We start from the raw sequence: 13,638 nt of genomic DNA on the forward strand, positions 1-13,638 counted from the left end.
AAGATTTTTAATTCTTTATTTTATTTGTATAGCGATTCTAAAAAGTAAATTTATTGATTGCTCTCATCTTTCCCTGCTAAGGGGAGAGTGATCCAGTTGTGCCCATCACGAGCGATCAAAGCCTCAGAATCCTCTGGTCCCCATGAACCTGGAGAATAATTAGGAAAGTCTATTGGAGGACGGCTTTGCCAGGCTTCAATTATGGGCATTATAACCTTCCATGAGGCTTCAACCTGGTCAGATCTCATGAATAAAGTAGCGTCTCCTTCCATAACATCTAATAACAATGTTTCATAAGCTTCCGGCTCAGCTACTTCATACTCATCTTTATACTTGAACATCATGTTTACAGGATTCAATGTCATTGCTGTCCCTGGTCTTTTGGCCTGAAATCTGAGCCTGATGTCTGCTTCTGGAGTGATACTGAAGATGATACGATTTGACCTCCATGTTTCTGCAGCTTCTTGTGGAAAAGAAAAAACTGGGGCTGGGCGGAATACAACAGAAATGGCTGTAGCCTTGGAATTCATTCGCTTTCCGGTTCTTACATAAAATGGTACATCTTGCCACCGCCAATTGTCAATGTAAAATTTTACAGCTGCAAATGTTTCAACTCCGGACTGTGGTGCAACTTTATCTTCCTGCCTGTAACTTTTCACCTGTTTACCCATCATCCATCCTCCGGCATATTGACCCCGTACAGCAAACCCATGTACACTTTCCCTTGTAATCTTTCTGATAGCATTTAATACGTCTGTCTTCTTATTTCTAATCTCATTGGCGTCAAAAGAAAGAGGCGGCTCCATTGCAATCATACATAAAAGCTGGAGAATATGATTTTGAACCATATCTCTTAATGCTCCTGATCCTTCATAATAATCACCTCTCCCATCTACTCCAACAGTTTCAGAAGCTGTGATCTGTATATGATCAATATAATTTCTATTCCAAATGGGTTCAAATAAAGCATTAGCAAATCTAAAAGCAAGAATATTCTGAACAGTCTCTTTACCTAGATAATGATCAATCCTGTATATCTGCTCTTCTTCGAAAATATTACTAAGTAGTAAATTAAGCTCGTGAGCACTTTGAAGATCATGCCCAAATGGCTTTTCAACTACTATACGTGTTGATTCCCTTTGAAAACAACTGGGTAACTGCTGTAAGTTTTTTGCTATAACGGGCACTAATTGTGGAGCTACTGCTAGGTAAAAGATTACAATCGGGGTAACACCAAATTCCTTTTCCTTGGCAGTAATGCAGTCTGTAATTTGTGTATAACAGGATGCATCCGATGCATCAAATTGTAGGTAACTGACATTTTTAGCAAATGTTTCCCATGCTCCATCCCCTTTATCTTTCCTTCTGCTGAATTCTTTTATTCCTTTTAATAAATGGTCGCGGTATCGGTCATTAGTATATTCACTCCTTCCAATACCATAAATGGCAAATCGATCTGGCATTCGCTGATCTACATATAAATTGAAAAGAGCTGGAATAAGTTTACGGTAATTCAGATCTCCACTTCCACCAAATATGAAGAGTAGAGAATACGGAGGTTTCTTTGTATGCTGCATAATCTGTTTTTCTAAAATGCTAATTCACATCTTTTTACTTCACAGAGAACAGATAATTGGTTATTATTTACTAAAAGGTTAAAAAATACTGCAAAGAAAGCCCACTACAGGTCCAGCAGAATAGTCTATTGCCTCAATTCATTTGGCAAAGCTGAATATCTTGGAGATGATGCTTTATTGCTGTATCATTTAAATGTAACAAGTTTGATTCTGACACATAATCAGCAAGACTTCCTTCATTATCAACGATTCTTAAGAATTGAAGGAAATGATCTTCTGTATATATACAAAGGTTAATGGATGGTTCATGAATATCATAAATACGGAAATAGATACTGCCTGATTTCTTTTCAATATGGAGAATTAAATGCTCAAATGACCATTTTTCAAGAGGTGTAGTTACAACCTTATCAAACCCATAAATAATAAGCAGTTCAGTAGTTAGCATGTTTGATTGAATTTGGTGTTTGTAATCGAATATACAGCTTTTGTAAAGTTAACATTTGTTTGCTGTTTGGAACAAAGAATAAAATACATATACTCATATTTTAATATACAAACTATACCTCTTTTAAAACCCCACAAAGCAATAACACCGGTCCTATCAAGCCAGATTCCAACAAAGGTGAATCTTTATGATAATGCTTCCATGTTGTAAAGGTCACCCGACCATCTTCAGGTTTCGGAGCACCTATGGTATACCATTCCGGAACTTCCAAAATACCACCATTGAAAAGACTTTCCATACCACTCGAGCCTGCCCCAGGAGAAAATCGATAAGGATCTGGTGCTTGTTCATCCCCAATAAGCCTATTAGGCCAAAGATTAGTTACTTTGATAACTACAGTGTTGGTACCTGCTTGAACAGCCTTAGTAATTTCAATTCTGTATGGTCGCTTCCAAAATATTCCAAGGTTTACTCCATTTAATAATACTTCGGCAATGACCTCTACCCTTCCCAAATCCAAAAAATAGCGAAGCTCGGACTTCTTCTTCTGGAATGAAGTAGAAAATGAAATTTTATATTCCGCTGTACCTGAAAAATACTTTACACCAGCATTTGCGTGCTTGTGTAGGGAAGATAGTAATGGTAATATTACATTTGAAGGCGCACCTTTCCCATATGGGAATTGAACTTCCCAGGGGCCTTCAAGTTTTCTTGTTTCTGGAATTTCTGATACAACAAACTTTTTTTGTTTTCCAGAATGATAACACAAACTATACTCCCCATTCTGCCAGAAAAGAAGCGCTGTTTTTTTATAAGCCGTAATTTCAACCGCAAAAGGAGGATGTTGCAATTCTGATAAATGAGTAGCCAACTGCTTGACATCTTCTTCATTTAGGACTTTTGAAATAAACTCTGGCTTGGTCATATCCCCATTATAATAGGAAATATTTTCAGTGCTCATATCTCCCAATGGAGGATGAACAATAGATTTTCCCTTTGTACCCTCTCCGGCTTTTTTCCCTGATACATAAACTACTGGTTCACCATTATGATAAATAAGGGCAATATGTGTCCAACCACTAATGGAAATAGGAACCGCTAAAATCAGAATGGGAGCTTCTCCACCATGTTCCCATACGGCTACACCATTACGACCAACAGTAATTCCACATGTTACATGTCCTTCACCATAAATTTCTTTGCCATTCAATGGATAAATGGCATAATAATCAGTCCAGGGATGTTTGATGCCTTCCGAAAAAATACTGGATTGAAGCATAACAGGCATTTCTGGCTTTGCCCAAAAACTGATAGAAAAATTATTGACAACATTTTGGTAAAGCTGAAAAGCGGAAGGAGGATAAATATCTGTGCTAAGTAGCGGTTTTTGATCCTTTAAAACAGCATGCAACCTCCTGGAAGAAACAGGTTTACGAAAAACGATAAAGACCGAGCCATAAGGTTCCAATTGCAAAGGCATACGAATACAGTCTTCAACTATTTCATAAATATTCAAATTGATGATTCGGCCCGTAACCGCATCCCAAAGTTCTGGTTGTTTATTTTCAATTCGAAAAGTACAGATCCATTGTTCGTAAGTCCTTCTTTGATTACTGATGAAAAAAAAGTCTGTGTCACCGGATTTTTTATGGATATAGCATACTGGGGCTTTACCCGTTTGACTTAATGCTTCAAAATCGGGCTTTAATTTTAATTCCTGAAATATACTGACTAATGATTGCCCATAATAAACGTAGCCTTTTCCAAACTTATTCACTGTAACGGCTTCACCATCGATCCCTCCCCATATTTCTTGAGCAACTTTCTGAAAAACGGCATCTCTATCTGCAAAGTCATTTAATCCTAATGAATGTAGTGGCTTTGCACCCACCATCACCATGCCTTCCTGAACTAGTGCACGGAGTTTGAGAAGTAGCTCCAGGCTTATAGCTTTAAATTCTTGTAATATCAACACTCTGTAGTTCATTCCATCATTCAATTCTAACCTGCCATTTTTGATAGTCACTTTTTGAATGATGGTTTCCGCATTGATCATGTCATAATCATAGCCTTCAGGTGGTGATGGATGTAAATCCGATCGATTTACTTTAGTATATAAGTTGGCATCTTCACCTGAAAAATAAACTAGATCAGCAACAACTAATCCTTGTTGCAGTATGCCCTGACATCTGGCAATATAGGAGAGCCAACTTCTTCCTTCTTTCCACCAGGTATTGGTACGGTCAAAATGAATACCCCAGGGCCCCATGGTCATTCCGGGGACAGCTGTTGGATGCGGCTGATGTGCAAAACGGTGTATAATCAACCTATTGATGCCCTTCGTAAACATCTTATCTCCTAATGCCTTCATTGCGAAAGGATATTCTTGCCAGCGCCCAGACTCTGGTTCAGCAGTATACGCCTCTGCACCTACAAACTTTTGACCATTAGTGTGTGCAATGGAAGCTGCCAGCTTCAATGTCCTGTCCAATGTACGGTTACTTTGTAAAACAGAATGAAGACCATACCAGCTTTCTCCAATATTCACATCCACCTTTGCCCCGATTTGCATCTCCTCCATCGGCCCTCTGTCATAAGGCTGAATATAAGGGGTAAGTTGATGTTCCCTGCATAAGGCAGCAAATCGTCCATAATAATGATCTGCAATTAAACCTGCTTGCGTGCGGCGGAAATCCCACAAGAATCGTTCGGTAGTCTCAACATCCTCTATGATCCGTCCTGTAAGGATGGGAAGATATTTAGTGATTTCATAGCCACTGCGCTGTTTAAACTCTTGATGAAACAACGGGGTCCAGTTTTGCGAACGGGCTTCATAACTGTCAATTTCTACGCCAGCAGCACCTCTGGATGCAAGTGTTTTGAGCAAAGGCAAAAATGACTCCATCATTTTTTGAAAGTGAAATTCAAAAGCTTCAGAACTATACTTGTCACATTCAAGTCCGATTCCCTGGTCTGGAGCTGCACGGTTTAGTGTACCCACCGGCGTATAACCAATTCTTAATAGGGTCCAGTCTCCTGGTGGCGCATTCCACTGCAATCTTCCTTCTTTATCGACAAACTCTGAAATATCAGCAATCTCCTCTAAAGCTACAATAGACCCACTTTCAACCTGTTGATGGTTATCTTTATATATAGGCGATGTCCCTTCACCTGAAAACTGGTAGCGATAACCACTTTTTTCCATCCATTGATCCAATCGTGTGATTTCGGAAAATCTTACTTGGGCAAGTCTTCGGCTATGCTTGGAAGTAATACGGAAGAATTTTGCCTTTGTGGCTGGAAAATCAAATGTTATAAACTTATAACCTGCTGCAAGTTCAGACTCCAGGCCTGTATTGATTGCTACTACATCTTTAAACCTTTGCCCGTCTTGCGAAGACTGCAGTATAACATAAGTTCTGTCGTTATAATCTACTCGTCTGCTTGCTTCTGGACTGTTTGGAGAAGAAATTAAGAACGTGATTGATCGGGCTTCATAAGGTGCTTCAAATTCAAATTTTATCCATTTAACCTTGCTTTTTTCGTCAACAGGTAGATCTATACCCTCTGGATTTTCTCCAGTTAACTGTTTCTTGTCAACAAAACCACTGGCTGTTGAAGCACGGAAAGTCTGCAAGAGAGCTTCACCTGTTAATGAAGGAATGGCAAGTATGGCAATATCTTTGTAAAAATCTAATTTATGGAAAGGCTTGGGTAGGCTAATATTTATTTCCTTACCACCCTTGATATACATCTCGCTCCAGGTCACCTGCTGCATGGCCAATTCTGGAGTGATCCAGGGACCACCACTTGAAGACCAGCCAGGACAATTATGCAACACAAAATGGAGCCCAAGTCGCTCGCATTCTAGGATGGCATGTTTTTTAAGTGCTAGCCATTCAGAACTTAAATACTTTATAGGACCAGCTGGAATATCGGTACCCGCATCAAAATTATAGACACCTCCAATACCTGCCTCCATCATAGCTTCCAGGTCCAAGGTGATGCCCTGTTTGGATATATGCCCATTCATCCAAAACCACAAAGTTTGAGGATATGCAGAAAGCGGTGGTCTTACAAAATCATTTTCTAGTTCCTGAACAACTTGCCCACTTAGGGTTTCTAAAGCAAATGAGGGCGTCCACAAAGCAAACAAACCTACGCTTCCGGTATTTTTAATAAAGGTTCGTCTCTGCATAAAAAAAATAAATCAAAACCCGGACCGTTTCATATCGGCCATTAATTTGTATGTTAGAAATCCCAAAGCAAATAAAAATAAAATAATAACAGGCCAAAGCCATTGGCTCCAATACATTTTGTTTTGACTTCTAGAAACCTCACCATTCAATCTTAAATCATGATATGAAATCGAGGCCAGAAGATTCGGTATACTATCACTGAATTTCTGCAAATCATACTCAGGCGCTTTCAAATCTTCATTTCCGGCAACAATAAAATAGTTTTTTCTTTTTTCAAGGTAAGCAACCAGATATTTGCTGCTCTGTTCTGTGCTGACTCGTTCGATCACTAGAGGCGGATCATCCTTATTCTCCACTTCAATCAGCAATTGCTTTGCCTTAACTGTGCCAAATGATACCACAGGTGAATGACTGTTTAAAATCTCAAAACTTGTCAAATGGATTTTGTTTCCTTTTTCATCCAAATTATAAAGATGGGCTGCCCTCTTATAGTATTTTGGTCCATGTATATTTAGCGCCACCCTGTCCAAATGATAAAAATCTTTTTGTGTTACTGTAATATAAGAGCAGCCATTACTGCTGTCTCTTTGAACGAACGATACAGGTGGGTTGGTAGTAAATTGTTGCGTTCCTGTATCTTTATTGTTGGTGTAGACACCGGCTTTTATAATGTTTAAAGGATCAGAATGGCCATTTCTGATCACCAGCTTATAATAGGAATACCGGCTGAAAGGAACCCCTTCCTCAATGATATACCATTGCTTCCGGTCATTGCTGCCACTGATGAAAATAATCCTTTCCACTGCATTATTGCCAATGTGTAACGAAATACGGTCAGTACCTGATTCGAGAGGACAAACTATCTCAATTGTCGTTGATAAGGAATCTATGGTCGTTTTCAGAATCTGGAAATTCATAAAGACTCCCCCGGGATTTAAGGGAAGTGAATGCCTGATGATGAACGGAACCTGTTTATAGCTCTGATCAATAATGCGCAAGTCAGAAAGATCTGTTTTGGTATGAGCTGTCAATTCAGGATGAACAGGTATTTTGTAAAATCCCGTTGATGCCACAGTATTTAATGTAGCTTTTACTTTGAAATCTTGCGCAAATAACAATTTTCCAATGCAGCATAAAAGAAATATAATAACAGTTTTATTATGCTTGTACATCATCAATAATCATTTTTTTTAGTTTTTGGTACATAAAAGATACCGTCAGCAGCAACACGCCAAGAAGAATAAATGCAGCAATTTTACCTCCTTCCGAAATCCCCCTCAGATCCGCGAAGAACAGTTTCAGTAAGGCTAATGAAAAAAGGCTTAAAGATGCAATACGCAAAGTCTTGTTTCTGAACCTCATGCCAAGCCACATCAATGTGAATGAACATACTGCCCATAAAATGGTCAATACAGCTTTTCCGTATTGCTGTTGTAAGCTTGCAATAGGATAAGCTCTATATCCACCTACAACATACAAATGCAAACATTCTCTGCTGAATAAAATGACCAGCAAGGCAGGTATGGCCCAGGACAACACGTTCAGACGTCGCTCAAAATGTTGTTGATTGCTTTTGATATAATGTATTGCTTGGAAAGCAACATACAGTAAGACTACAACACCGATCCAATGCGCAATCAAGTGGAGCCAGTCATATTTTCCATCGAGTACATAATTCCTTAAAGTAATAATAAGACTGTGACTGAAAAAATGTACAAATAGACAAATGGCAGCGACTATAATCGGCAACCATCCAGCTCGCTGTTTCGTCTTTTGATGAATGACAAAAAAGATAATACCAAAAGTGTAAGTGATAAACCGGTGATATACATTGGGTACACTATACGAATCCAGCATTCCAAAATAAAGATTTACACCAAAAATGCAAGTAACAAATAGTAGAGTAGCAGATAAAATGTATACCATTCTTTTTGCTATTTCATTTCTGAATGTGAATAAGAATTCTTCATTGGGGCTGCCTTTACTGAGCAACCAGCCATAGGTCCCAAAGGCAATAATGGTTACAATATTGGTGACAATGCCTTTAAAATCAGTAAAGACAACATCAAGGTGGTAAGTGGAATTTTGTGCTGCATTAGACCAGTCCATCATCAGGCTGACCATGGTCAACAATCCAATAAATGCTGATGACTTTTTAAATAGAATGATTTGTGAACGTTGGTACAGCCAAAGTAGCAATACGGCTTCTGCACTCCAGAAAAGTGTAATGACATGCCCATGCAATTGCACAGGGATGGTCAGGGTAATAAACGTAAGTGTAAGTCCGATCAGCAGGTAAAGCAAATTCCTTTCGGCAAGATTTTTTCTAAAGAAATACCACGCAAAACATAGGTTCAGCATTCCTATCGCAAGTGTAAATAATCCTTGGTAAGCACCATCGTTCCAGTAGTGGAGTAATACCATTCCTGCAGCATAAAAAGTTGCTGTGAGAAACAAAAGGATGAAATAATCAAAAGCCCGGAAGGTTAGCCTGTTTTTAATCTGATACAACATGTTCATACCCAGGAAAATAAGGTAAAACGCCGTTGCAAAAAATAATGCTATAGGATATGAAATAGATTTGGAACTGGTCAAAGTTTGGATCAGCCAGCCGGCAAAAATAAATTCCGTAAAGAAAAGAGAAACAACATTGACCAGAGGCCACCTCTTAAAATAAGAAAGCGAAAGAAGGCCGATATTCAAAATAGCAAGATAAGTGAAAAGCACTATATAATTACCCTCTCCCGTACTCACTAGGAATGGTGTGATAAAACCGCCAATAGACGCAATAACAGCCAGCTCAATTTTATTGTATAAAACAGAAAGAACTACAGCAAAAGAGGTGATCACCACCATAATGATAAAAGCAGCAGTTTGCGACAACAAATGATATTGATGAAAGGCGAAAGCAATGGTAAAGTAGAATACAGCAATACCTCCACCGGCTAATACAGAGCTGAACGAGCGATAACTGTTGCGCATGTAATGTGCAATGCCCACAAGTAATGCCCCGCACAACAAACCTATGCAAACACGCCCGATTTCGTTGATCCAATCCTTGTCGATCGCATATTTTACAAAGAACGCAATACCCAATACCAAAACTGCAATACCAATTTTATTTACCAGGTTTTCTCCAATGAATTTCTCTAGGTCAGAGTTATTTCTCAACCAGTTATCAAACCAGCTGTCTTTGGTTTCATGGGAAGGTTCGGGAAGTCTTTGTACCGCTTCCGGCTGGGATAAGGATTGACGTACAAGCCCTGGTTTCGGTTGTGGTATCGACCATGGTTTGGACTGCTCAGTAGACTTTTCTGTTAGCGGAATTGGTGTCTTTTTTTGAACTTCTTCAACTTCTGTAGGAGTTATTGCCTCTCTGGGCGTAACAGGCTTCGCTTGAGGGAGTATCGTAGATGAAGATTGTTTCAAACTATTAATTTCCGATCTCAGGCCCCTGATTTCCTTGGTCAGCTGATCAACCGTTTGTAACAATCCTTTTAGGGAATCTTTATAAAAAGACTTTAAATTATACAATAAAATAAAAATGATAAATAAAGCTATGAGAATGATTATATCCATTGATCAAGTTTTGGTACGGTAAAGTTTATAAAAATCGCTTTTACTTTACAGCAATTTCTTTAGCCTTCTTCAATACGGTAATTACGAACTTTTGTAATAATATTAGCATTAAAATACAAAAGAATGATAATGAACTGCCTTTATTTTGAATAATAATTAACCTGAATTTGCAATCACTTTCTTGGCTGCTCCCATTCCCTGGTAAATCGCAGCTTCAAACTGGCTGTTAACGGCCCACCATGCTATCAATTTTATTTTTATATTTTTCATTTTACATTACCCTTCTTAATTTCCCCATCGTTTAAACGTAAAACCCATGCCCTTCAACCGCCGTTCCTTCATTCAAAAATGGGGAGGCCTCACATCTGTCGCCTTCTTTTCCAGCTTGTTTCAGCCTGCCTGGAGCCGCAACCTCCAGCACGCATTGCAACAAACCGCCAGTATTCCACCTACCCAACTGGCAAGCGACGAGGACTTTTGGCGCTATGTCCAGCAGTCTTATACTGTTTCACCCTCTATCATCAATTTAAATAACGCAGGTGTGGCGCCCGCTCCCAAAGTGGTACAGGATGCCATGAAGCGCTACTTCGATTTCTCAAACGAAGCACCTAGCTATTTTATGTGGCGGATTTTGGATCAGGGACGGGAAACTCTTCGTGGAAACCTTTCTAAACTGGCAGGTTGTAATACCGAAGAGATAGCAATTCACCGTAGTGCCACTGAAGCTTTGGAAACAGTGATCTTTGGCCTTAATCTGAAGAAAGGTGACGAAGTAGTACTAAGCAAACAGGATTACCCTCATATGATTAATGCTTGGAAACAAAGGGAAAAACGGGAAGGGATCAAACTTGTCTGGGTGAACATGGAACTGCCAAGTGAAGACAACGAATACTTGACCGAAACATATATTCGCGCATTTACCCCACGGACAAAGGTGGTCCATATAACCCACATGATCAATTGGAACGGGCAAATTCTCCCGGTAAAAAATATAGCCGATGCTGCTCATGCAAAAGGCATAGAAGTATTGGTTGATGGAGCCCAAAGTTTCGCTCACTTTCAATTTGATATAGCGGCACTTGGGGCAGATTACTTCGGCACTAGCCTCCATAAATGGCTAGGCGCCTGTATTGGTAGCGGCTTTCTCTACGTTAAAAAAGAAAAGATAAAGAACTTGTACCCTCTATTTGCTTCTGATGATCCTGCAAAGGATGACATTCGTAAGTTTGAGAACACAGGAACAAGGCCATTTTACATTGAACAGGCCATCGGTAAGGCTATTGATTTTCACCAGATGATTGGTAGTAAAAGAAAGGAAGAGCGACTTCTTTACTTGAAAAATTACTGGATGACTAAAGTTCATGATTTTCCAAAGGTTAAACTTTATACTTCACAGAAGCCTGGCTTTGGATGTGCCATAGGGCTGATAGGTATGGATGGAGTACCTCCAAAGGAATTGGATGCATTCTTTTTTAATAAATTCCGGATTCATACAACTCCCATTGAATGGGAAAACCTGAAAGGCGTACGTGTTACACCTAACGTTTATACAACAACAGGAGAGCTTGATGTCTTGGTAGAAGCTATCAGGCAATTTTCCAAAACCTGATCGCATATCATTAATCTTAATTCGTAAATCGCAAATTTCAAATCCTTCCTACCTTTAACCGCTGTCAAAAGCAAAAAGAACGATGGAAAAAAAATTTCTACTACATATTTTCGATAAACAAAAACAAATAGAGGCCACGCCTTCAAACGAAGATATTGCTACATGGGCTTTGCAGGTGATCAGCTTGCTGTTCCCTGAAGTTTCCATGAATCGCTTCTTTTCTGTAGAGGAAATGGAAAGCGAATGGCAAAAATTAAAAGATGACCTCGGCACCATCCTGAACGCTACCAGTGCTTGCAAAGAGCAAGACAAAAAACACATCGCAGAAGCTTTCTTCGAAGAACTGCCGCGCATTTGCAAAATCCTGAATACAGACATAAACGCAACCTTGAACGGCGATCCGGCTGCAAGAAGTGAATTTGAGGTCATTAGAGCCTACCCTGCATTTTATGCACTTTCTTTCTACCGCATGGCACACGCCCTTCAAAAACTTGATGTACCACTCATACCTCGCATCCTTACCGAATGGGCTCATTCTAAAACAGGAATCGATATTCACCCGGGAGCGGAAATTGGAGAATACTTTCACATTGACCATGGCACCGGCATTGTGATCGGGGAAACAACCAAAATTGGTAAACATGTTAAACTGTTTCAAGGAGTTACGCTTGGGGCATTGAGTGTAGACAAAAGCTTGGCATTTACAAAACGCCATCCTACAGTGGAAGACCACGTCATTATTTATTCCAATGCTACAATATTGGGAGGAAAAACAGTAATTGGCCATCACAGTGTGGTTGGAGGCAACGTTTGGCTAACGAAAAGTGTGCCCCCCGGTTCAATGGTATACCACAATTCTGAAATTACTATTGTAGAAGGAAAGATTTTATTTGACTGATCATTCACCATTGACCATTTACAATCTTCATAATCATGGCAACAATACTAGATTTGGTAGGCAATACTCCGATGGTAGAATTCCAAAAGCTGAGCCCCAACCCGGCAGTTAGGATATTTGCAAAATTGGAAGGAAATAACCCAGGGGGCAGTGTAAAAGACCGGCCCGCTTTGAATATGATTAAGAGCGCTTGGGAAAGGGGTGATATAGGTCCTGGAACCAAGCTTATTGAAGCCACTAGCGGCAATACTGGTATAGCGCTAGCGTTGATAGCACGACTGTTTGATTTGGAAATAGAACTCGCCCTGCCCTCAACCTCTACCCGTGAACGGTTATTGACAATGCAGGCCTTTGGTGCAAAAGTTACCTTGATGGATTCGATTGAGGTATGCCGCGACTATGCAGAAGAGAAAGCTGCCACAGGTGAATACTTCATCTTAAACCAGTTCTCCAATAACGATAATTATCTGGCTCACTTTAAAACAACCGGCCCCGAGATTTGGAAAGATACAAATGGAGAAATTACCCACTTTGTAAGCGCAATGGGTACAACAGGCACAATTATGGGCGCTTCAATGTTTCTTAAAGAAAAGAACCCCAATATTCAAATAGTGGGTTGCCAACCAACTGAAGATTCATCAATACCAGGAATAAGGAGATGGCCGAAAGAATACCTGCCAAAAATTTATAATCCCAAACGGGTCGACAAAATTATTGATGTGTCTCAGGCCGAAGCCACTGAAATGACAAGAAAAATGGCTTATGCTGAAGGCATATTCGCTGGAATGAGCAGTGGCGGTGCCGCATCAGCCGCTATTAGACTGGCAAAGGAAATTTCCTCAGGCCTCATAGTTTTCATCGTATGTGACCGGGGCGACAGGTATGTCAGTAGCAACCTATTCCAGGGCTGATAACAAATAAAAAACGTCAAACTGAAACCAATTTGTTTGACGTTTAATACACGCCCACTTTTTATTTTATATTCTTCAGTTCACAGATACAGGTTGCTTTGACTTTTCTTCTTGCAAACAAGTTAGGCGTTCTTTGGCATCCTCAAAGATATCTGCAGATATTTCTTTAGCCCTCGAAACAAGTTTCTTCCTTAATCCTGAACCTTTTTCAGGCGCCATTAAAATACCTAAAACGCTACCAGCAACAAGGCCAATGGCAGCAGCTATTAATACTTTGTTTACGTCTTTCATAACAGCAGTTTTTGAAGTGAATGAAATCATACTTACTCTAAAGTATCCTTCAGCTAGTTATAGAACAAGAATATCACTCACTCTTCTTACTGATTACCGTCATTACTTTGTAACTCCCTATTAAAA

General features: G+C 39.7%; 9 protein-coding genes. 3 read left to right on the forward strand and 6 right to left on the reverse strand.

Going from position 1 to position 13,638, the window contains the following annotated elements; genetic code table 11:
- Positions 1-50 precede the first annotated feature (50 nt).
- The 5 genes from zwf to OCK74_RS23730 form a co-directional block, all read right to left on the reverse strand.
- Positions 51-1,577, reverse strand: coding sequence for a glucose-6-phosphate dehydrogenase (zwf, locus tag OCK74_RS23710; RefSeq protein ID WP_279299588.1), 1,527 nt, complete (start codon positions 1,575-1,577; stop codon positions 51-53).
- Positions 1,578-1,710: 133 nt separating this feature from the next.
- Positions 1,711-2,025 carry a hypothetical protein gene (locus tag OCK74_RS23715; protein WP_279299589.1) on the reverse strand — a complete coding sequence of 105 codons (315 nt, stop codon included), beginning with the start codon at positions 2,023-2,025 and terminating at the stop codon, positions 1,711-1,713.
- A gap of 112 nt (positions 2,026-2,137) precedes the next feature.
- On the reverse strand, positions 2,138-6,223 hold the full coding sequence (locus OCK74_RS23720) for a glycosyl hydrolase (RefSeq protein ID WP_279299590.1): 4,086 nt from the start codon (positions 6,221-6,223) through the stop codon (positions 2,138-2,140).
- A gap of 12 nt (positions 6,224-6,235) precedes the next feature.
- Positions 6,236-7,399, reverse strand: coding sequence for a hypothetical protein (locus OCK74_RS23725; protein WP_279299591.1), 1,164 nt, complete (start codon positions 7,397-7,399; stop codon positions 6,236-6,238).
- On the reverse strand, positions 7,383-9,803 hold the full coding sequence (locus OCK74_RS23730) for a DUF2339 domain-containing protein (protein ID WP_279299592.1): 2,421 nt from the start codon (positions 9,801-9,803) through the stop codon (positions 7,383-7,385). Before OCK74_RS23730 ends, OCK74_RS23725 begins: the two co-directional genes overlap by 17 nt.
- Before the next feature lie 316 nt (positions 9,804-10,119).
- On the opposite strand from OCK74_RS23730, the gene OCK74_RS23735 reads away from it, so the two are divergent.
- The 3 genes from OCK74_RS23735 (at position 10,120) to cysM (ending at position 13,221) form a co-directional block, all read left to right on the forward strand.
- Complete coding sequence (locus OCK74_RS23735; protein ID WP_279299593.1) at positions 10,120-11,412, forward strand: aminotransferase class V-fold PLP-dependent enzyme; 1,293 nt, start codon at positions 10,120-10,122, stop codon at positions 11,410-11,412.
- Positions 11,413-11,494: 82 nt separating this feature from the next.
- Positions 11,495-12,310 carry a serine O-acetyltransferase EpsC gene (gene epsC / locus OCK74_RS23740; RefSeq protein ID WP_279299594.1) on the forward strand — a complete coding sequence of 272 codons (816 nt, stop codon included), beginning with the start codon at positions 11,495-11,497 and terminating at the stop codon, positions 12,308-12,310.
- Positions 12,311-12,345: 35 nt separating this feature from the next.
- Complete coding sequence (gene cysM, locus OCK74_RS23745) at positions 12,346-13,221, forward strand: cysteine synthase CysM (RefSeq protein WP_279299595.1); 876 nt, start codon at positions 12,346-12,348, stop codon at positions 13,219-13,221.
- A gap of 75 nt (positions 13,222-13,296) precedes the next feature.
- Here cysM and OCK74_RS23750 read toward each other — a convergent pair whose 3' ends face one another.
- Positions 13,297-13,512, reverse strand: a complete 216-nt coding sequence (locus OCK74_RS23750) for a YtxH domain-containing protein (RefSeq protein ID WP_279299596.1) — start codon at positions 13,510-13,512, stop codon at positions 13,297-13,299.
- Between the last annotated feature and the right edge of the window lie 126 nt (positions 13,513-13,638).

This window comes from Paraflavisolibacter caeni, from assembly GCF_025628885.1.
GTDB classification, from domain to species: domain Bacteria; phylum Bacteroidota; class Bacteroidia; order Chitinophagales; family Chitinophagaceae; genus Flavisolibacter; species Flavisolibacter caeni.

What these genes read in the sequence shown, in the direction of transcription:
- OCK74_RS23715 (WP_279299589.1), bottom strand. Translation starts at nt 2,025, where the DNA reads ATGCTAACTACTGAACTGCTTATTATTTATGGGTTTGATAAGGTTGTA.
- OCK74_RS23730 (WP_279299592.1), bottom strand. Translation starts at nt 9,803, where the DNA reads ATGGATATAATCATTCTCATAGCTTTATTTATCATTTTTATTTTATTG.
- epsC (WP_279299594.1), top strand. Translation starts at nt 11,495, where the DNA reads ATGGAAAAAAAATTTCTACTACATATTTTCGATAAACAAAAACAAATA.
- OCK74_RS23750 (WP_279299596.1), bottom strand. Translation starts at nt 13,512, where the DNA reads ATGAAAGACGTAAACAAAGTATTAATAGCTGCTGCCATTGGCCTTGTT.
- OCK74_RS23735 (WP_279299593.1), top strand. Translation starts at nt 10,120, where the DNA reads ATGCCCTTCAACCGCCGTTCCTTCATTCAAAAATGGGGAGGCCTCACA.
- zwf (WP_279299588.1), bottom strand. Translation starts at nt 1,577, where the DNA reads ATGCAGCATACAAAGAAACCTCCGTATTCTCTACTCTTCATATTTGGT.
- OCK74_RS23720 (WP_279299590.1), bottom strand. Translation starts at nt 6,223, where the DNA reads ATGCAGAGACGAACCTTTATTAAAAATACCGGAAGCGTAGGTTTGTTT.
- OCK74_RS23725 (WP_279299591.1), bottom strand. Translation starts at nt 7,399, where the DNA reads ATGATGTACAAGCATAATAAAACTGTTATTATATTTCTTTTATGCTGC.
- cysM (WP_279299595.1), top strand. Translation starts at nt 12,346, where the DNA reads ATGGCAACAATACTAGATTTGGTAGGCAATACTCCGATGGTAGAATTC.